The organism is Burkholderia sp. WP9 (assembly GCF_900104795.1).
In the GTDB taxonomy this organism is placed as follows: Bacteria; Pseudomonadota; Gammaproteobacteria; order Burkholderiales; family Burkholderiaceae; genus Paraburkholderia.
Genome location: NZ_FNTG01000001.1, coordinates 3,417,115 through 3,436,980 on the forward strand (window position 1 = coordinate 3,417,115; position 19,866 = coordinate 3,436,980).

Annotated in this window: 19 protein-coding genes; 13 read left to right on the forward strand and 6 right to left on the reverse strand. The window is 62.6% G+C overall.

The genetic code is table 11. The features are described 5' to 3' along the window. Window positions 1–9: 9 nt before the first annotated feature. Window positions 10–1,053 (reverse strand): L-glyceraldehyde 3-phosphate reductase, encoded by a 1,044-nt coding sequence (mgrA, locus tag BLW71_RS15210; protein WP_091797200.1) that lies wholly within the window; start codon window positions 1,051–1,053, stop codon window positions 10–12. Between the two features lie 215 nt (window positions 1,054–1,268). Between mgrA and BLW71_RS15215 the strand changes: the two genes are divergently transcribed. Then, entirely contained in the window at window positions 1,269–1,475 is a 207-nt protein-coding gene (locus tag BLW71_RS15215) for a DUF3185 family protein (protein ID WP_091797202.1), read from the forward strand. Between the two features lie 72 nt (window positions 1,476–1,547). On the opposite strand, the gene BLW71_RS15220 is transcribed toward BLW71_RS15215, so the two are convergent. Continuing rightward, window positions 1,548–2,309 (reverse strand): phytanoyl-CoA dioxygenase family protein, encoded by a 762-nt coding sequence (locus tag BLW71_RS15220; RefSeq protein WP_091797204.1) that lies wholly within the window; start codon window positions 2,307–2,309, stop codon window positions 1,548–1,550. A 461-nt stretch (window positions 2,310–2,770) separates the two neighbouring features. Between BLW71_RS15220 and BLW71_RS15225 the strand changes: the two genes are divergently transcribed. Further along, window positions 2,771–3,136, forward strand: coding sequence for a hypothetical protein (locus BLW71_RS15225; protein ID WP_091800892.1), 366 nt, complete (start codon window positions 2,771–2,773; stop codon window positions 3,134–3,136). A gap of 185 nt (window positions 3,137–3,321) precedes the next feature. On the opposite strand, the gene metK is transcribed toward BLW71_RS15225, so the two are convergent. After that, window positions 3,322–4,512: a methionine adenosyltransferase gene (gene metK / locus BLW71_RS15230; RefSeq protein ID WP_091797206.1), complete on the reverse strand. Its 1,191-nt coding sequence runs from the start codon at window positions 4,510–4,512 to the stop codon at window positions 3,322–3,324. A gap of 277 nt (window positions 4,513–4,789) precedes the next feature. Between metK and BLW71_RS15235 the strand changes: the two genes are divergently transcribed. The 9 genes from BLW71_RS15235 (at window position 4,790) to hslU (ending at window position 14,413) form a co-directional block, all read left to right on the forward strand. Continuing rightward, window positions 4,790–5,674, forward strand: coding sequence for a lipid A biosynthesis lauroyl acyltransferase (locus BLW71_RS15235; protein WP_091797208.1), 885 nt, complete (start codon window positions 4,790–4,792; stop codon window positions 5,672–5,674). A gap of 92 nt (window positions 5,675–5,766) precedes the next feature. After that, window positions 5,767–6,654: a diaminopimelate epimerase gene (gene dapF / locus BLW71_RS15240; RefSeq protein ID WP_091797210.1), complete on the forward strand. Its 888-nt coding sequence runs from the start codon at window positions 5,767–5,769 to the stop codon at window positions 6,652–6,654. 57 nt (window positions 6,655–6,711) lie between these two features. Further along, a complete protein-coding gene (locus tag BLW71_RS15245; RefSeq protein WP_091797212.1) occupies window positions 6,712–7,431 on the forward strand; it encodes a DUF484 family protein in 720 nt (239 codons plus the stop codon). Between the two features lie 29 nt (window positions 7,432–7,460). Then, the gene (gene xerC, locus BLW71_RS15250; protein ID WP_091797214.1) at window positions 7,461–8,384 is read left to right on the forward strand and encodes a tyrosine recombinase XerC; all 924 of its coding nucleotides are present in this window, start codon (window positions 7,461–7,463) and stop codon (window positions 8,382–8,384) included. Between the two features lie 88 nt (window positions 8,385–8,472). Next, on the forward strand, window positions 8,473–9,675 hold the full coding sequence (locus BLW71_RS15255) for a class I SAM-dependent rRNA methyltransferase (protein ID WP_091797216.1): 1,203 nt from the start codon (window positions 8,473–8,475) through the stop codon (window positions 9,673–9,675). Between the two features lie 189 nt (window positions 9,676–9,864). Continuing rightward, window positions 9,865–10,953: a CobW family GTP-binding protein gene (locus BLW71_RS15260; protein WP_091797218.1), complete on the forward strand. Its 1,089-nt coding sequence runs from the start codon at window positions 9,865–9,867 to the stop codon at window positions 10,951–10,953. Between the two features lie 672 nt (window positions 10,954–11,625). Continuing rightward, window positions 11,626–12,045 carry an RNA polymerase-binding protein DksA gene (gene dksA, locus BLW71_RS15265; RefSeq protein WP_012431412.1) on the forward strand — a complete coding sequence of 140 codons (420 nt, stop codon included), beginning with the start codon at window positions 11,626–11,628 and terminating at the stop codon, window positions 12,043–12,045. 475 nt (window positions 12,046–12,520) lie between these two features. After that, window positions 12,521–13,057 (forward strand): ATP-dependent protease subunit HslV, encoded by a 537-nt coding sequence (gene hslV, locus BLW71_RS15270; RefSeq protein WP_091797221.1) that lies wholly within the window; start codon window positions 12,521–12,523, stop codon window positions 13,055–13,057. 9 nt (window positions 13,058–13,066) lie between these two features. After that, entirely contained in the window at window positions 13,067–14,413 is a 1,347-nt protein-coding gene (gene hslU, locus BLW71_RS15275; RefSeq protein WP_091797224.1) for an ATP-dependent protease ATPase subunit HslU, read from the forward strand. Window positions 14,414–14,559: 146 nt separating this feature from the next. Here hslU and BLW71_RS15280 read toward each other — a convergent pair whose 3' ends face one another. Continuing rightward, window positions 14,560–15,102, reverse strand: coding sequence for a response regulator transcription factor (locus BLW71_RS15280; protein WP_007179684.1), 543 nt, complete (start codon window positions 15,100–15,102; stop codon window positions 14,560–14,562). Next, on the reverse strand, window positions 15,099–16,409 hold the full coding sequence (locus BLW71_RS15285) for an ATP-binding protein (RefSeq protein ID WP_091797227.1): 1,311 nt from the start codon (window positions 16,407–16,409) through the stop codon (window positions 15,099–15,101). Before BLW71_RS15285 ends, BLW71_RS15280 begins: the two co-directional genes overlap by 4 nt. Window positions 16,410–16,538: 129 nt before the next feature. Between BLW71_RS15285 and BLW71_RS15290 the strand changes: the two genes are divergently transcribed. After that, window positions 16,539–18,176 carry a tetratricopeptide repeat protein gene (locus BLW71_RS15290; RefSeq protein WP_091797230.1) on the forward strand — a complete coding sequence of 546 codons (1,638 nt, stop codon included), beginning with the start codon at window positions 16,539–16,541 and terminating at the stop codon, window positions 18,174–18,176. 63 nt (window positions 18,177–18,239) lie between these two features. Here BLW71_RS15290 and BLW71_RS15295 read toward each other — a convergent pair whose 3' ends face one another. Next, entirely contained in the window at window positions 18,240–18,458 is a 219-nt protein-coding gene (locus BLW71_RS15295; protein WP_091797233.1) for a cysteine-rich CWC family protein, read from the reverse strand. Between the two features lie 265 nt (window positions 18,459–18,723). Here BLW71_RS15295 and argB point away from each other — a divergent pair, with 265 nt between their 5' ends. Then, window positions 18,724–19,623, forward strand: a complete 900-nt coding sequence (gene argB, locus BLW71_RS15300) for an acetylglutamate kinase (protein ID WP_007179687.1) — start codon at window positions 18,724–18,726, stop codon at window positions 19,621–19,623. The last annotated feature ends 243 nt before the right edge of the window (window positions 19,624–19,866 follow it).

The following is a 19,866-nucleotide window of genomic DNA, read 5'->3' on the forward strand; positions in this document are numbered from 1 at the left end:
GCGCGGGGATCAGATCGCCTGATCCGTGGACGGCTTTTCCCACAAGTTGATGCCACCTTCGGTCGCGTAGCGGTCGATCTCAGCGAGTTCGTCCTTTGAGAACGCGAGGTTCTTCAATGCGCCTACGTTCTCACGCACCTGCTCCGCGCGGCTCGCGCCGATCAGCACGGAAGTCACGCGCGGATCGCGCAATGCCCACGCGAGCGCCATTTGAGCGAGGCTCTGACCGCGACGTTGCGCGATGTCGTTGAGCTTGCGCACGTGCTCGATGTTCTGCGCGCTCAAATGCTCCTGCTTCAATGAGCCGCCGCCCGGCTTGTTGACGCGCGCGTCTTCCGGCACGCCGTTCAGGTATTTACCGGTGAGCAGACCCTGAGCCAACGGCGTGAACGCGATCGAGCCCGCGCCGACCTTCTCCAGCGTATCCAGCAGCTCGTGTTCGATCCAGCGGTTGAGCATGTTGTACGCGGGCTGATGAATCAGCAGCGGCACCTTGTATTCGGCGAGCAGCTTCGTCATTTCAAGCGTCTTGCTGGCCGAGTACGACGAGATACCGATGTACAGCGCCTTGCCCTGCTGCACGGCGCTCGCCAACGCACCAGCGGTTTCTTCGAGCGGCGTATCGGCATCGAAACGATGCGAGTAGAAAATATCGACGTAATCGAGGCCCATGCGTTGCAGGCTCTGATCGAGACTCGCGAGCACGTATTTGCGCGAACCGCCGCCTTGCCCATACGGACCCGGCCACATGTCCCAACCGGCCTTCGACGAGATCAGCAGTTCATCGCGATACGGCTTGAAGTCGTCCTTGAAGAGGCGGCCGAAATTGGTTTCGGCGCTACCGTACGGCGGCCCGTAGTTGTTGGCGAGGTCAAAGTGCGTGATACCCAGGTCGAAAGCCGTGCGCAGGATGTCGCGCTGCGTGGAGATCGGCGTAGTGTCGCCGAAGTTGTGCCACAGACCGAGCGACAGCGCCGGCAGTTTGAGCCCCGACTTGCCGCAGACGCGGTACTGCATGTCCGAATAGCGTTCTGAAGCTGCTTCGTAAGCCATTGCTAGTGTCCTTGATGGTGAAGGCGCCCGACCAGTGCGGGCATGGGCAATTGCATGCTGCGGGAGGCGTGCCGCTCTGTTTTTGTAAGTGGGGATGCGGCCAGACCGCTATGGTAGCGAATCGAAGTGAAGCATGCAGACGCCCAGTATGCGGGATGGACGATTGCTTGCGGCTCCCCTACACTTTGCCCGATTCAGGCTCATGGGAGAGGTAGATGACGAAGGCGATTTCCATCGCGTTGATTGTCGGCGGTATCGTGCTGCTGTATTTCGGCGGGCAGGCGTTCAATTCGGTGAGCAGCGACGTCTCGCGCGTCTTTACCGGTTCGCCGAGCAACAAGGCGATCATGCTGATCGTGGGCGGCGTTATCGCCACGATCGCCGGATTGACCGGCATGGCTTTGTCGGGCCGCAAGCGATAACCGCCTGCGCGGCCACGCGGCGCTTCGGGTTTCGCGAACGAAAACCCAAGGCGCCGTCAGGAACCCAAAAAACTAGAACGCTACCTCGGGCTTCGCTGCCGAACGGGTTCCCGGCAACGGTACATTGCTCGCACCGTGATAGGTGTACACCAGCGAGAACTTCACCTGATCGGTGATGTTCTTGCCGGCCGAATGAAGCGTATTGCAGTGGAAGAACACCACGTCGCCGGCTTTGAGTTCAGGTGAGACCGCAGTGCGAATCCATTCCTGATTCTCTTCCAGATCGGAGCGGAAGAATTTGGCCTGATCGAACCGGTCGGATGTGAATGCGGCGCTGTGCGACTTCGGCACCATCCACAGCGCGCCGTTATCCACCGTCTCCGAACCGACCGCGAGCCACACCGAAACCAGATCGTCTCGCTCGAACGACCAATACCGCACGTCGCGATGCCAGCCGGTCAAACTGCCGTATGCAGGATGCTTGGTCATCATGCAGTTATGGTGCGCGCGCGACAGGCGCGGCTCTTCGCCGAAATACAATTCCATCCAGCCGCGAATTTCCGGCGCGGTCGCCCACTGCGCAAAGCCAGGATGGCGTCCGTACGCATCCAGCAGCCGCCGCACCGTATGGCCGCCAGGTGCCTGCTTGGACGTGGGCGCGCCGGGATACTGCAGATCCGCTTCGAACTCGATCGGAGCAGCCGCTTCATCCAACTGACGCTGCGCGATCTGTTTCAGTTCTTCGCAGCGCTCGGGCGACACCAATCCGGGCACCACGACAAAACCCTGCTCCCGCAACGTTTGAATCTGCTCTTTCTTGGAATGGAATGACATGGTGTTCCGTTACTGTCGACTAGCTGATGCTCGATTGTAAAACGGGCGCGATCGCGCAGTGTGCTGTTTCACTATCCGGAAGCGGCAGTCTTACGCACTACTTTCATGCGGGTGCGCAACGGCGCGGCACATTGAATGGGCAAGCACGCACGATAATCGCCCTCAAAGGGCGCGACCGCTGCCGCGGCAAATCGGGATTTGCTCCGTAAAAACCCCTATTCGCAGGGTAAAAACCGACTTTCTGACGTCATGAATCGCGTGTAACCTGCGCTGCATGTTGATCGTCATTCCCGCACTATTGCGCCGCGTCGAGGCCGCCAAGGCCGACTCCGCTGTATTCCGTGCACTTTTCCGTCGAATTTCAGGCTTTCGCGCCGTTCATTGCGACGCCGCCATTGGCACATTTGGTGCTCCTCATGGCGCACATCCCGTCGCGCGACACGTTGCCTACCAGTGAAGCCATGCATACTCTCCTGAGCACCCGTCTTACCCGCGCCGCACTCACAGCGGCACGTCCGGCGCGTCGCCATGTCGTGCGCGCGCTGCGTCACCATGCCACGCGCACTCGCGCGCTAGGCGAACAATGGCGCGATGCCAAAGCCGTCGACGGCATTCGCACCTGGTTCAATACGTTCTTCTCCGCGCTGCGCCTGCAAGGCAGCTCGCGCCGCTTCTCGCTGCGTACGCTGCTGCGCAAACCGACGCCGCTGCGCCTCGCCGCGCCGCGCGCAGCGGTCGCCGTGCCGCAGAACACGAGCCGCCGTCCGCGTCGCATGTCGACGAACGGCAGCACCGCCTGGTTCGCGTTCGCGTTTGCGAGCCGTTGAGGCAATTCAGAAGGCCTTGCTGAGTCGGCGCGATTCATGCGCCGCATACACGACACCAAGGCTTCGCCGCCGGTAAAGCTGTCGGTTTCATCGCGAGGCAACGCGGCTTTTCGATTGGCAAAGGCAATAAAAAACCCCGCAGGCTCGCGCCGGCGGGGTTTTTTGCTGATACGGACGGCTCGCGCTTATTCGGCGAGCGCGGCAACCGGCTCCGTGCCGGCGGCTTCGGCAAGCGCCAGCGCCTTGTCCGTGGATTCCCACGTGAATTCCGGCTCTTCGCGGCCGAAGTGACCGTAGGCCGCGCTCTTCTCGTAGATCGGGCGCAGCAGATCGAGCATCTGAATGATGCCCTTCGGACGCAGGTCGAAATGCTCCTGCACGAGACGCGTGATGGTCGCATCCGACACGCGACCGGTGCCGAACGTGTTGACCATCACCGAAGTCGGCTGGGCAACGCCAATCGCGTACGACACCTGAATCAGGCAGCGCGAAGCGAGGCCCGCGGCCACGATATTCTTCGCGACATAACGGCCGGCATATGCCGCCGAACGGTCAACCTTCGACGGATCCTTGCCCGAGAACGCGCCACCGCCGTGCGGTGCAGCACCGCCGTACGTATCGACGATGATCTTGCGGCCGGTCAAACCGCAATCGCCTTGCGGACCGCCGATCACGAAACGGCCGGTCGGGTTCACGAGGAACTTGATGTCGCCCTTGATCAGTTCGGCCGGCAGCGTCGGCTTGATGACTTCTTCGATCACCGCTTCGCGCAGCGTGTCCAGATCGATGTCCGGCGAATGCTGCGTGGACAGCACCACGGTGTCGATGGAATGCGGCTTGCCATCGACATAGCGCACGGTGACTTGCGACTTCGCGTCCGGACGCAGCCACGGCAGACGGCCGTCACGGCGCAGATTTGCCTGACGCTCCACCAGACGGTGCGACAGGTGAATCGGCAGCGGCATCAGTTCCGGCGTTTCTTCGCACGCGTAACCGAACATCAGGCCCTGGTCGCCGGCGCCTTGATCGAGGTTATTGTCGTGCGCGCGGTCCACACCTTGCGCGATGTCCGGCGATTGTTTGTCGTAAGCGACGAGCACCGCGCAGCCGCGATAGTCGATACCGTAGTCGGTATTGTCGTAGCCGATACGCTTGATCGTGTTGCGCGCAACCTGAATGTAATCGACGTTCGCGGTGGTGGTGATTTCACCGGCCAGCACGACGAGACCCGTGTTGCACAGGGTTTCCGCGGCGACACGCGAGTATTTGTCCTGAGCCAGAATGGCGTCGAGAATGGCGTCCGAGATCTGATCCGCGACCTTGTCGGGATGGCCTTCGGAGACGGATTCGGAAGTGAAGAGATAGTCGTTTGCCACGTTGCAGACTCCTGTTTTGTGGTTACGGTTGAGTTTCACGTAGCCAGCTTCGGGAGCCTTGAAGCGGCGACGCTTTAGCGGATTACCTTACCGACAGGCGCAAATCACATGGTTTGCAGCCACCGGCTTCGCCCCGCAAGTTGTCTATTAACTCGGCGAAGCCCTTATTATAGCGACTTCCTTTGATTGTCACAGAGTGTCTACGAGTGCGGTATTACGTCAATTCTTCCGCTTTCCTGAAGCCCGTCCCGTGCAGCGCCTCTTTTCAGGAGGCGGCATGCTGAGCCGCTATGGCGCCAAACTCGCGATCGGGCTGCTGAAACTGTTTGCACTGTTGCCGTATGGCCTGATCGCCCGTCTCGGCGACGGGCTGGGCTGGTTGCTGTATCAGATCCCGAGCCGTCGCAAGCGCATCGTCCATATCAACCTGAAGCTGTGCTTCCCCGAATGGAGCGACGAGCGCCGCGAAGACGTCGCGCAGAAGCATTTCCGCCACGCGATCCGCAGCTACCTGGAGCGCAGCGTGCAATGGTTCGGCTCGGCGAAGAAACTCGAAAAATTGATCCAGCTCGACAGCGCGATCGATCTGACGGATCCGAATCTGCCGCCCACGCTGTTTCTCGGCTTTCACTTCGTCGGTATCGAGGCCGGCTCGATCTTCCTGAACTATTCGCTCAAGCGCCGCTGCGGCTCGCTCTATCAGCCGATGTCGAACCCGGAGCTGGAAGAAGTCGCCAAAGCGGCACGCGCCCGTTTCGGCGCGGACATGGCGAGCCGCGCCGACAGTGCGCGCATCGTGCTGCGCTGGCTGCGCGAGCGCAAACCGGTCATGCTCGGCGCCGACATGGACTACGGCGCGCGCAATTCGACCTTCGTACCGTTTTTCGGCGTGCCGACCTGTACGCTGACCGCGGTGGGGCGTCTCGCCAAGGTCGGCCACGCGCAAGTGGTGCCGTTCATCGGCGAGGTGCTGCCGAACTATAAGGGCTACCGGCTCAAGGTATTCAAGCCGTGGGAGAACTACCCGACCGGCGACGACGACGCAGACGCCCGCCGCATGAACGCGTTCCTCGAAGAACAGATTCCGTTGATGCCGGAGCAGTACTACTGGGTGCACAAGCGTTTCAAGACCCGGCCGCCAGGCGATCCGAGCGTGTATTGAACCGCCGCCCACGCGGTCCGCAAAAAAGCGCCCGAATGTGGAAATGACGCGGGGTTCGGCTCACCTGCGGGCGCGTCACTTACAATAGCGTGATGAAACTGAAATTCACCAAAATGCACGGCGCGGGCAACGACTTCGTCGTGCTCGACGGCTACACCCAACCGGTCAACCTGACACCGGCGCAGGTGCGCGCGCTCGCGGACCGGCATTTCGGCGTCGGCGCGGATCAGTTGCTGTTGGTCGAAAAGCCCACCGTCGACGGCGTCGATTTCAGATATCGCATCTTCAATTGCGACGGCGGCGAAGTCGAACATTGCGGCAACGGCGCGCGCTGCTTCGTCAAGTTCGTGCGCGATAGCGGCCTCACCGATCAACGCAGCGTGCGCGTGCAGGTGCAAAAGGGCACCATCACGCTGACCATGCAGGAAAACGGCGAAGTGCTGGTCGACATGGGCACGCCCGTGTTCGACCCAGAGCGCGTGCCGTTCGCCACCAAAGGCCTCGAAGGCCGCCGCGAAGGCGCGGATACGCTTTGGCCGCTCGACGTGAACGGCACGACGCGCTGGATTTCCGTGGTGTCGATGGGCAATCCGCACGCCGTCCAGGTGGTCGACGACGTCGAAGCGTTCCCGGTGCTGGTCGAAGGCCCGGTGATCGAGCGCCATGCGCGTTTTCCGCAGCGGGTGAACGCAGGCTTCATGCAGATCGTCGGTCGCAGCGAGATCAAGCTGCGCGTGTACGAGCGCGGCGCGGGCGAAACGCTCGCGTGCGGCACGGGCGCATGCGCGGCGGTCGCGGCCGGCATCCGGCGCGGGTTGCTCGACGCGCCGGTGCTGGTGCACACGCACGGCGGCAAACTGACCATCACATGGAACAGCACGCAAGCCGACGAGCCGCTGCTGATGGCCGGACCTGCCGCGACCGTCTTCGAAGGCGAAATCGAACTGGCCGACGCCCTGGCGGATTCACAGGCCGCATAAACTCATTGACCGATGCGCCGCCTCAAGGCGTCGCCCCGTAGTCCATTAGCCGAAACCATGAACGATCGCGAAGTCGCCGAATACCTGCTCGCCAACCCTGAATTCTTCGCCGAACACGCGGAAATGCTCGCGACGATCCGGCTCGCGAATCCGCACGGCAAAGCCGCGGTGTCGCTGCAGGAACGGCAGATGGAAATGCTGCGCGACAAGAACAAACACCTCGAACGCCGCCTCGCCGAACTTCTGCGCTACGGCCATGAGAACGACAGCATCGCGTCGAAATTCAACCGCTGGACCATCCGCGTGATGGCCGAACGCGATCCCTATGCGCTGCCGCGCACGATTGCCACCGGTCTGCGCGATATTTTCGACGTGCCGCAGGCGGCGCTGCGCGTGTGGGATATTGCCGAGCCTTATGCACAGGCCGACTTCGCGCGCCATGTCGGCGAGGAAGTGCGCATCTTCGCCAATAGCCTGACCACGCCGTATTGCGGCGCGAACACCGGCTTCGAAGCCGCGCAGTGGCTGGCGTCGTCCGTCGCGGCTGTAAGCGACGTCAGCGCGGGCCACGCGGCGTCCGAGTCGGCGCACGCCACCGAATCGATCGCCCTGCTCGCGCTGCGCGACCCGGAAGGCAACGAAGAAGCGCCGACCTTCGGCCTCCTCGTGATGGGTTCGCCCGACGCGCGCCGCTTCCACGACGGCATGGCAACCGACTTCCTCACGCAGATCGGCGCGCTCGCAAGCGCCGCGCTGAGCCGTCTGCTGCCGCGCTGAGCGCTGCCAAAGCCGCCAGAAAATCCACCGTGACCGCCACCGACCCGATCGCCGCCTATCTGTCGAATCTCGAACACGAGCGGCGGCTGTCGGCACATACGCTGCGCGGCTACACCCACGAACTGGAAGAACTCAAGCAGTTGGCCAAAGGCCGGCCGCTCGAAAGCCTCACCGCCGTGGACATTCGCGGCGCTGTTTCGCGAGCGCACGCGGGCGGCCTGACGGCGCGTTCGATCAGCCACCGGCTCTCGGCATGGCGTGCGTTTTACCGCTGGCTCGCCGGCCGTGTCGATTTGCCGGCCAATCCGGTCGCGACCGTGCGCGCGCCGAAGCAGGCCAAAACGCTGCCCAAAGCGCTTTCCGTCGACGACGCCACGCGACTGATGGAAAGTCCGCCCGCCGCATCGCCCGAAGGTTTGCGCGATCACGCCATGCTCGAACTGTTCTACTCGTCGGGGCTGCGCCTCGCGGAACTGGTCGGCCTCGACGCCCGTTTCGCCGATGCCGACGGCTACCGCTCGGCCGGCTGGCTCAAGCTCGACTCGGCCGAAGTCGAAGTGCTCGGCAAGGGCAATCGGCGCCGCGTCGTACCGGTCGGCAGCAAGGCGCTGGAGGCCTTGAACGCCTGGCTCGCCGTGCGCGACCAGATGGTGAAGCACGATCCGCATCCGCTCTTTCTGTCGGCGCGCGGCAATCGCCTGTCGCCGAACGTGGTGCGTGAGCGCGTGAAGCGCGCGGCGCTGGTCGCCGGCATTCCCGCCAACGTGCACCCGCACGTGCTGCGGCATTCGTTCGCCACGCACGTGCTGCAGTCGAGCGGCGATCTGCGCGCGGTGCAGGAACTGCTCGGCCACGCCAGCATCACCGCCACGCAGGTCTACACCGCGCTCGATTTCCAGCATCTCGCGCACGTCTACGATCAGGCGCATCCGCGCGCTAAAAAACGCGACTGACGCCGCGACCCGCGGCAGACAGTCTCCGCCTTCGCTTTACCCGCCGCGTGCGTTGTGCCGCGCGGCCCATTGCTCTCTCTGACACCTGATGAATACCGTTACGCTCAAACCGTCGAAAGAAAAATCGCTGCTGCGCCGCCATCCGTGGGTCTATGCCAACGCGATCGACCGGATCGACGGCAATCCCGCACCCGGCGCCACCGTGCTGGTGCGCGCGCATGACGGCCGTTTCCTCGCGCGTGCGGCGTACAGCCCGCATTCGCAGATCCGCGCCCGCGTGTGGAGTTTCGACGAAACCGAGCCGATCGATCACGCGTTCTTCAAGCGCCGCGTGCAGCGCGCGATCGCGCATCGTCAAACGATGGTTCACGACACTGGCGCAGTGCGGCTGATCTTCGGCGAGGCGGACGGCCTGCCGGGCTTGATCGTCGATCACTACGTCGCCGAGGACGAAGGCCAGCGCAGTCAGCTGGTTTGCCAGTTCATGGCGGCGGGCGTCGAGGCGTGGAAGGAAGCGATCGTCGCGGCGTTGACCGGCGCGACCGGCTGCCCGAATGTCTACGAACGCTCGGACGTGTCGATTCGTCAGAAGGAAGGACTCGAACAGATCACCGGCGTGCTGGCGGGCGAAGCGCCGTCGGAGACACTGATTGCGAGCGAAAACGGCGTGCGCTATCACGTCGACGTGCGCAACGGCCACAAGACCGGCTTCTACGTCGACCAGCGCGACAACCGCCTGCTGGTGCAGCAACTCGCGCAGGATCGCGACGTGCTGAACTGCTTCTGCTACACCGGCGGTTTCTCGCTGGCAGCCTTGAAAGGCGGCGCCAAGCGTGTCGTGTCGATCGATTCGTCGGGCGACGCGCTCGCGATCGCCCAGCAGAACGTGGCGGCCAACGGGTTCGACGCCGAACGCGCGACCTGGCTCGACGCCGACGCCTTCAAAACGCTGCGCCGTCTCTACGACGAGGGCGAGCGCTTCGACCTGGTCGTGCTCGACCCGCCGAAATTCGCGCCGTCGCGTGAACATGTGGACCGCGCGTCGCGTGCTTACAAGGACATCAACCTGACCGGGCTGAAATTGCTGCGCCCAGGCGGCCTGCTCTTCACCTACTCGTGCTCCGGCGCGATCGACTCTGAACTGTTCCAGAAGATCGTCTCCGGCGCGGCCGCCGACGCGCGCGTGGACGCCCGGATTCTCAAGCGGCTTGGCGCCGGGGTGGATCATCCGTTGCTGACGGCGTTCCCGGAAGGCGAGTATCTGAAGGGCCTGCTGTTGCAAATCGCCTGATCGCCCATAATTTGGGGATTATTTCCCGGCGCCGCCGGCACGGGCGAAAGCGGGCTCGAACCCGTGCGCCAGCGCCGGCCTGGCGAATATGTTTCAATAACCGGCTGGACCGGGCAGCGCGCCAGGAGGCTGCCGCGCCCATTTCAGGCTTCGATTACGCACCGTTTCACGACAATACAGGCGACCCCTATGATTCCAGTCACCATCCTGACCGGCTTTCTCGGCAGCGGCAAAACCACCCTGCTCAAGCGCATCCTGAATGAAAAGCACGGCATGAAGATCGCCGTGATCGAGAACGAGTTCGGCGAAGAAAACATCGACAACGAAATTCTCGTGCAGGACACCGGCGAGCAGATCATCCAGATGAGCAACGGCTGCATCTGCTGCACGATCCGCGGCGACCTCTCGCGCGTGCTGGGCGATCTGGCGGCGCAGAAACAGTCCGGCAAGCTGGACTTCGACCGCGTCGTGATCGAAACCACGGGCCTGGCCAATCCGGGCCCCGTCGCGCAGACGTTCTTCATGGACGACCAGATCGCCAGCGAATTCCTGCTGGACGCCATCATCACCCTGGTCGACGCGAAGCACGCGAACCACCAACTGGACGAGCACGAAGTCGTGCAGCGCCAGGTCGGTTTCGCCGACCGCCTGTTCATCACCAAGTCCGACCTGGTCGATGAAAAGCACCTTGCCGATCTGCGCCACCGCCTGCTGCACATGAACCCGCGGGCGGCGATCAAGGTCGTCAATTTCGGCGAAGCGGACATCAAGGAAATCTTCGACCTGCGCGGCTTCAACCTGAATTCGAAGCTCGAGATCGACCCGGATTTTCTCGTGGAAGACGAGCATGCGCACAGCCACGCTCACGCGCATGACGAGCACGGCCATACGCATGACGATCACGCCAACTGCGATCACGACCACGGCCAGTGCGATCACGAAGGCCACGATCATGGTCATCACCACCACGCGCACCACGACGACAAGATCAAGTCGTTCGTCTACCGCAACGACCGTCCGTTCGATCCGAACAAGCTCGAAGACTTCCTCGGCGGCATTTTGCAGATTTACGGCGAACGCCTGCTGCGCTACAAGGGCGTGCTGTATATGAAGGGCGTCGACCGCAAAGTCGTGTTCCAGGGCGTGCATCAGATGATGGGCAGCGATCTGGCCGCGAAATGGCAGCCGATCGAGAAAAAGACCAACAAGATGGTGTTTATCGGCATCGAACTGCCGCAAGACCTGATCACCGACGGTCTGGACGCCTGCCTCGTCTAAGCACGGCACGCCCCGGCCTCGCCGGGGCTGCCTGTCTTTCCGGCAGGCACCGGTTTTGCTGGAAGCGTCGTGCTGTTGCGCCTCAGTGCGCGATTCGGCGACGCGCCCCGAGATAAACATCTGCTGAATATTACCGGCGGCCGCCGTAAGCGGGTTGAAAAGACACGCGTATGAAAAGCGCGTGAAAACCCTGCTGTATTAAAGCGTGCACGACCATCGCTTTTTAGCCGTGCGCGCGTTATATTTTCGGGATATCGGCGTACCGCAGGGGGATTTTCACCAGTTGCGGTGCTAGATTGTGATTCAGTTACAATACGTGCCCACTGGAGAATGAGAACGAATTGCCCGGTCAGCGCGTATCCGCGCCGGGCCTGAAACGGCGCCGGAAAATCTAATCCGGACAATACGCCGACAATGCCGGCCGGCACGGTCTGAAAAGACGCGCTGCCGGCAAGCAATGCCTCAGGAGCATTTGAGAATCGGTTTCCAGAGGAGTTCGGCCCCGCATTGGCGTTGCGACGCCCGGCGTGTGGGCGCCAGGCGCTTCGGCGTCACGACAGTCCACCGTCCGTGCCCGCCTTGGCGCTCCGCGTCCTCGAGGTGCCTTTGCGGGCAATACGAAAGTGCGGGCACGACGTAAGAGTTTTGCCTCACATTGAAGAAGTTAGCCAGATGACGACGAAACGACTCTTGACCGAAGCCGAAATCCTGAAGATGAGCGACAAGGATTACATGAATGAGGATCAGCTCGCCTTCTTCAAGAACAAGCTCGAACAGCTGCAGGCGGATATTCTCCGCAATGCCGGCCAGACGACCGAGAACCTGCGCGAGACCGTAATCGTGCCGGATCCGGCCGACCGCGCAACGATCGAGGAAGAGCATGCGCTCGAACTGCGCACGCGCGACCGCGAGCGCAAGCTGCTGAAGAAGGTTCAGCAGTCGATCGCGCGTATCGACTCGGGCGACTACGGCTGGTGCGAAGAGACCGGTGAGCCGATCGGCATTCCGCGTCTGCTCGCACGGCCCACGGCCACCCTGTCGCTCGAAGCGCAGGAACGCCGCGAACTGCGCCAGAAGCTGTTCGGCGACTGAACGCTTGCGGCGCGGCTTCGGCTCCGCGCCCGAAAACGCTGCTTCGTCGAGAGGCGCACGGTGTTCCGTGCGCCTTTTTTCTTTTGCGTGACGCCTATTTGAGGCATCGCCGCAGTGCAGGCTGATACCTACCTTGCCTCGCCCCTCTTGTCGGCATAACCGCCGCGTTCGCTTCCGAACCGTCTGTATTTGCCCTATGCCATTTGCCGGCTAGGGACCAGGATTCTCGTCATCCCAGCCCCGCGCCGTCCGATGCCGCGCGGGCGCGTTCCCCGCACCGAATCGCGTGTTTTTTGTCCTATGCCATTTGCCGGCTCTTGATATGACCGCGCACGCCCTAAAATAAACCGGACATGCGCTGCACGAGCGCGCGCCCGCCGGTTCTGTTTTAGCGTCGCGCGTCGTCCGCTTTCAGGATTCATGCGGTGGCGCATCGCGCTGCCGCGTCCTACCCGTTTTGCAAAGAGGAACGCATATGGAGCAATTTCACGGCACGACGATCGTCTCCGTGCGGCGCGGCGACAAGGTCGCGCTCGGCGGCGACGGCCAGGTGACGCTGGGCAATATCGTCATGAAAGGCGGTGCGAAGAAAGTCCGGCGCATCTATAACGGCAAGGTGCTGGTCGGCTTCGCCGGCGGCACGGCCGACGCTTTCTCGCTACTCGACCGCTTCGAAGCCAAGCTGGAAAAACATCAGGGCAATCTCACGCGCGCCGCCGTCGAACTCGCCAAAGACTGGCGCACCGACCGCATGCTGCGCCGTCTCGAAGCCATGCTGATCGCCGCGGACGCCACCACCACGCTCGTCATTACCGGCAACGGCGACGTGCTCGATCCGGAAGGTGGCATTTGCGCGATCGGTTCGGGCGGCGCCTATGCGCAAGCCGCGGCGAAAGCGCTCGCCGACAACACCGAGATGTCGCCCCGCGAAATCGTGGAAAAGTCGCTGGAGATTGCCGGCGACATGTGCATCTACACGAACCATAACCGCGTCATCGAGACGATCGAGTAAGGACCCACGATGAGCACCATGACCCCTGCCGAGATCGTCTCGGAACTCGACAAACACATCATTGGCCAAGGCCGCGCGAAAAAAGCGGTGGCCGTGGCGCTGCGCAATCGCTGGCGCCGTCAGCAGGTTGAAGAACCGCTGCGCCAGGAAATCACGCCGAAGAACATTCTGATGATCGGACCGACCGGCGTCGGTAAGACCGAAATCGCACGGCGTCTGGCGAAACTGGCCGACGCGCCGTTCATCAAGATCGAAGCGACCAAGTTCACCGAGGTCGGCTACGTAGGCCGCGATGTGGACAGCATCGTGCGCGACCTGATCGAAATCTCGGTCAAGCAGACCCGCGAAACCGAAATGCGCAAAGTGCGGACCAAGGCCGAAGATCAGGCCGAAGACCGCATCCTCGACATTCTGCTGCCGAGCGCGCGCCCGGTCGGCTTCGGCGCAAGCTCGAGCGCCGCTGATACCGTCGACGAAGGCAGCACCACGCGTCAGACATTCCGCAAGCGTCTGCGCGAGGGCCTGCTCGACGACAAGGAAGTCGAACTCGACGTGGAACAGCCGCAAGTCGGCATGGACATCATGGGGCCGCCGGGCATGGAAGACATGACCGAGCAGATCCGTTCGATGTTCGCGAACATCGGCGGCGGCAAGAAAACGCGTCGCAAGATGAAGGTGAAGGAAGCGCTGAAGGCGCTCACCGACGAAGAAGCCGCCAAGATGCTGAACGACGAAGAGGTGAAAGCCAAAGCGGTGCAGAACGTCGAGCAGAACGGCATTGTGTTCCTCGACGAAATCGACAAGATCGCGTCGCGCAACGAAGCCGGCGGCGGTGAAGTCTCGCGTCAGGGTGTGCAGCGCGATCTGTTGCCGCTGGTCGAAGGCACCACGATCAACACCAAGTACGGCATGGTGAAGACCGATCACATTCTGTTCATTGCCAGCGGTGCATTTCACCTCGCCAAGCCAAGCGATCTGATTCCGGAACTGCAAGGCCGCTTCCCGATTCGCGTCGAACTGGATTCGCTTTCGGTCAACGACTTCGAGTCGATTCTGGTGTCCACGGACGCGAGCCTCGTCAAGCAATACCAGGCACTGCTCGCCACCGAAGACGTGCACCTCGAATTCGCGGACGACGGCATTCGCCGCCTGGCCGAAATCGCGTACTCGGTGAACGAGAAAACCGAGAACATCGGCGCGCGCCGCTTGTACACGGTGATCGAAAAACTGCTCGAGGAAGTCTCGTTCGCGGCCGGCAACCACTCGGGCCGCACGGTGCAGATCGACGCGGCTTATGTCGATCGCGCGCTGAACGAAGTGGCGGAAGACGAAGATCTGTCGCGTTACGTGCTGTGATGTCGATGCTGAGATTGCCCCAAGCTGTGATGTTAACCGCTTGAGACAGCTCAGATCACATGTGAGCGCATAAAAAACGGGTTGCCTTTGATAAGGCAGCCCGTTTTCATTTGCTTACGGCAAAAGCGGTGCGGAGTCTGCCGTTTCTACTGCTTGACCGGCCGCTTCGCCAGTTTGCGTTGCAGCGTTCGCCGATGCATATTCAACGCACGCGCGGTAGCCGAGATATTGCCGCCGTGTTCGGCCAGCACGCGTTGAATATGCTCCCACTCCAGACGCGCCACCGACAACGGCGTGGGATGCTCGATCGCCTCTTCCGCTTGCAACGCGCTTGCTTCACTTTGCAGTGCCGACAAGATCGTCTCCACATTGGCAGGCTTGGCCAGGTAGTTATCCGCGCCGTCTTTCACCGCCTGCACCGCCGTGGCGATACTCGCGTAACCGGTCAGCACCAGCATGCGCGCGTCGGGCTGCAGATCGCGCAATGGCGCGACGAGCGTGAGGCCGGAGTCATTGCCGAGATGCAGATCCACCGTGATCTGGCTGAACTTCTGCTGATTCGCCAGCTTGATTGCCTCATCCGCGTTGTGCGCTTCGCTCACCGTGTAGCCGCGCCGGGTGAGACCACGCGCGAGGATGCCGGAGAACACCTCGTCGTCGTCGATCACCAGAAAATTCATTTCACTCATACTTGTTTCTCCGTGTTGGATGGTGCGGCGCCTTGACGGCCCGAGCCAAAAAATTTGCGCGCGGCGAGCGGCAGTTTCAGGACCGCACGCGTACCACGCGGCTTGATCGTGCTGACATCGGTCAGCTCGATCGATCCTTTCAGACGCGCCGCCGCCGAAAAAGCCAGATAGAGACCCACGCCGTGCCCGCCTTGAGTACTCTCGACCGGCATCGCGCCCAACGAGCCGCGCAACGCGGCCGGAATGCCAGGGCCTGCGTCACAGACCTCGAAGACGATCTGATCTCCGCGCGCCGCAAGCGCACAGGACAGCGTGACGTGATCGCGGCTTGCACGCGCAGCATTGTCGAGCAGAATCGTGAGAATCTGACTCACAGCCACGGTGTCGTCAAGACTGACATCCGCAGGCGGCACGCCGATCCGCTCGAACTTCACATGCGGATGACGCAAGCGCCACTGCTCAGCGAAGGATTCGAGCCACTCGCCGACCGGTTGTCGGCTGGCGCTGGTCGATGCCCGGCTGCGCAGACGGGCAAGCGCCGATGTACATAGCGTCATCTGCTGTTCGAGCAGTTCGAGGTCGGCGGCGTAGGGCGCGAGCCCCTTGTCGGAACGCGCGGCGTCGCGCAATTCTTCGGACAACATCGCAATTGTAGACAGAGGCGTACCAATTTCGTGAGCGACGGTGGCGGCCTGCACACCGAGCGCGACCGCCCGTTCATCGTGAAGCAAGCGCTGCTGCGCTTCTCCGAGCGCTGCGTCACGTAGCCGCAGTGCTCTCGACATGCGTGCAACGAACCATGCAATGAGCCCGACGCTGACCATGAAGTTCACCCACATGCCCGCGCGATAGTAGTCGAACAGGTTCGCGGGATTGTCGAGATTCAGCGGCACGGAATCGAAACCCAGCACTGCGTAGCAGGCTACCGCGAACGCCGCGAGCCAGGCCATCAGATGCCACGGCAGCACGGCCGCGGCGATGGCGAGCGAAGGCAGGTAGAGCGAAACGAATGGATTGGTGGTGCCGCCGGAGAGAAACAGCAACGCGGACAACGCGCCCAGATCGACCCAGATCTGACCGAACAATTCCATGTTGGATTCGGGCCGCTGCTGCGAAACGCGCCACCATGTGATTCCGTTGAAGATCACTTCCAGCGCGATCACGAGCAGCATGGCGGGCAACGGCAGATGCACGCCGATGAAGGTCTGCACGAACGCAATCGTCATCAACTGGCCGATGATCGCGAGACTGCGCAGCCAGAACAGATGCCCGAGATTGACGCGGCCGGTATTGGTTATACGATGCATGACTTTAGTTTACCTGTTCGGACTCGTCCGACTTACCTCGCGACCTTGCGCCGGTAACATGGAAATTTTTTGCGACAGCGCGCACGAACCGGTCTCTCGCCATCGGCTCCCTGGACGCGCAGCCTATCCATGCTACCCACTTCCCACTGCGAGGCTGATGCCTCTTCAGCTTTCCTGACTTTTTTGCGACAAGCCGCGGCAGCCCGGCTCATTGGCACGGCCCAAGCCGAGGCCGGTTGTCTCGACGCCGCGGCGCGACTCCATCCACTGGACGACGCGTCACTCGCATCGCTCACTACCGCACTGCTCAAACAACACCGTGTCGGCGAGGCGATCGAACTCGCTGCCATTATTGCCCAACTCGATCCGCACCGCGCTCTTGCGCACTTTCGTCATGGCTATGCGTTGCAGATAGCAAACCGGCATGGCGAGGCCATTGCACCCTACCGACGCGCACTCGCCATCGATCCAGGATTGCCGTGCCTGCGCAGCAATCTCGCCGGCGCACTGGCGCGCGCGGGTGGCGACGCGAACGAGCAGATCGCGCTTCTGGAAAGTGCGGTCCGCGACGAGCCTGGTGAGGGCGACGGCTGGACCAATTTGACGAACGCGTACCGCACGAATATGGATCTGCCGCGAGCGCTCGAAGCCGGCGCCCAAGCCGTGCAATGTGCGCCGCATAGCTCGCTGGCGCACAACAACTATGCGCTGACGCTGCGTGAGGCGCAACGCTGGGACGACGCGGAGCAAGCCGCCCAAACCGCTTGCGCATTGGCACCCGACGACGCCACCCTGCGCTCCAATCTGTCCATGCTGCAACTGGTTCGGGCCGATTATGCGCACGGCTGGGCATCGCACGAGGCGCGCTGGGACGGCTCCGCGGAGTTGGGCGGGAACCGCCCGGTCATGCCCGCACCGCTTTGGCGCGGCGAATCGCTCGCCGGCAAAACCTTGCTCGTGTGGGGCGAGCAAGGCATGGGCGACGTTTTGCAGTTCTGCCGCTATATCCCGATGCTGGCCGAGCGCGTCCATCGCGAAGGCGGCCGGCTCAGTTGGAACTCGTTCCCGCAAATGGGCGCGCTGCTCGCACGCAGCCTGGGCGCTCACGCGGACGAGTTTTCAGCCGGCGGCGGCGTCGAATCGCTTTCCGCATTCGACTACGAGATTCCGTTGCTCAGCTTGCCGCGGAGATTCGAGACGCGGGAAGAAACGATTCCGGCTGCAGTACCCTATTTGCACGCGGACCCGGCCGCCACAGCGTCGTGGCAAAAAAGGCTTGCGGGCGAAGCCAGGCTTAAAGTCGGCCTGACATGGACCGGCAGCCACGGCCATCAGCGCAATCCATTTCGCCGCGTGGGTTGGGAACGCTATGCGGCTCATTTCGGCGACATGCAGGACGTGGCGTTTTATTCGTTGCAGCCTGGCGCGGACGCAGACGTCGCGGCGGCACGCGCAGCCGGCCTGCCAATGGCCGACTACACCGCCGAATTCACGAGCTTCGACGATACCGCCGCGTTCGTGGGCGCGCTCGATCTCGTCATCACCGTTTGCACGTCGGCGGCGCATTTGAGCGGCGCGCTCGGCCAGCGCACCTGGGTACTGCTCGACGTCAACCCGCACTGGGTCTGGCTGGTCGACCGTCGTGACAGCCCGTGGTATCCGAGCGCCACGCTGTACCGGCAGCCGCGGTTTGGTCAATGGGAGCCGACGCTGGAGGCCGTCGCGCGTGATCTGAAGGCGTTGGCGGCCGGGCACCGCGCGGCGTAAGGCGCGCCCTGGCGTATCCGTCAAACAGCGGTGCTCGCGGCGATCTTTTCGTCACCACACGCATCAATCACGCGCCGGCGACGCTTGAGCCGCCCGCGCAATCTCGGCAGCAAGACATTCGGGACACAGGCAGCGTCCTGTCGGATCGAGCCTATCCGCCGGCAACGCCGGCATTTTTCGGCACCAGCAGTCGAGCGGTTGCGAATGCATGCCGCAATCGAACACGCTGCCACAGCGCGGGCAGCGCGCGCTGCTTTGGGAGCGGGAAACGGACGGTTTCATGACGGGCCGGATGGTCTCGCTTCAGCCTGGATCAGGAAATGATGCCACGACTGGCGGGCCGCCGTGAGTCGTCCGTCCGGCTAATTTACGGGGGCCGCCGAACCGCGTTACGCTTCGCCGTTGACTGGTGGGCACGGGCTGTCATTGCGCGGTGCGCAAAGCCTGCGGCGCCCGCCGCCCGCACAGGTATCGAAAACCCTGTTGCAGCGCGCCAGTCCTGTACAATTCGCCCTGATTCAACTGTTCCGTGCCTGAGCCTGCCGCCATGTCCGAGCTTCCTGACCTTTCGCAGATCGCGCCCACCCTGAAGGCTGAAATCCTGGCCGAGGCGCTGCCCTACATCCGCCAGTATCACGGTAAGACCGTGGTCATCAAATACGGCGGCAACGCCATGACCGAAGAGCGCCTGAAGCAGGGCTTCGCGCGCGACGTGATCCTGCTGAAGCTGGTCGGCATCAATCCGGTCATCGTGCACGGCGGTGGTCCGCAAATCGACCAGGCGCTGAAGAAGATCGGCAAACAGGGCACCTTCATCCAGGGCATGCGCGTCACCGACGAAGAGACGATGGAAGTCGTCGAATGGGTGCTCGGCGGCGAAGTGCAGCAGGACATCGTCACGCTGATCAACCACTTCGGCGGCCACGCGGTCGGCCTGACGGGCAAAGACGGCGGCCTGATCCACGCCCGCAAGATGCTGATGCCGGATCGCGACAATCCCGGCCAGTATGTCGATATCGGCCAGGTGGGCGAAGTCGAGGCGATCAACCCGGCAGTCGTGAAAGCGTTGCAGGACGACGCGTTCATTCCGGTAATCTCGCCGATCGGTTTCGGCGAAGACGGCCTGTCGTACAACATCAACGCGGATCTGGTCGCGGGCAAGCTGGCGGTCGTGCTGAACGCCGAAAAGCTCGTGATGATGACCAACATCCCCGGAGTGATGGACAAGGAAGGCAATCTGCTGACCGATCTGTCGGCGCGCGAAATCGACGGCCTGTTCGCCGACGGCACCATCTCCGGCGGCATGCTGCCGAAAATCTCGTCGGCGCTGGACGCGGCCAAGAGCGGCGTGCGTTCGGTGCACATCATCGACGGCCGCATCGAGCACTCGGTCCTGCTGGAAATTCTCACCGAGCAGCCGTTCGGCACGATGATCCGCTCGCATTGATTCCTGCCTCAAACCCGGCACCCACGGCACGTCAGCATAGCGTGCCGCGTGTGCCGTGCAGTTGCCTGCCCCCGTCGTACCGCTCGTACCCCTCGTACCGCCCATACCGCTCTTCCAGCGCGCACAGTTCGTACAGCGCCAACTACGGCTGCCAACGCGCCGGCTCGGCGCACCAGCCCACGCTCCCCTCGTCACCCACCGCCCGCACCGTGAACCGTTCGCGTTCGCCACGCGAGGCGACTG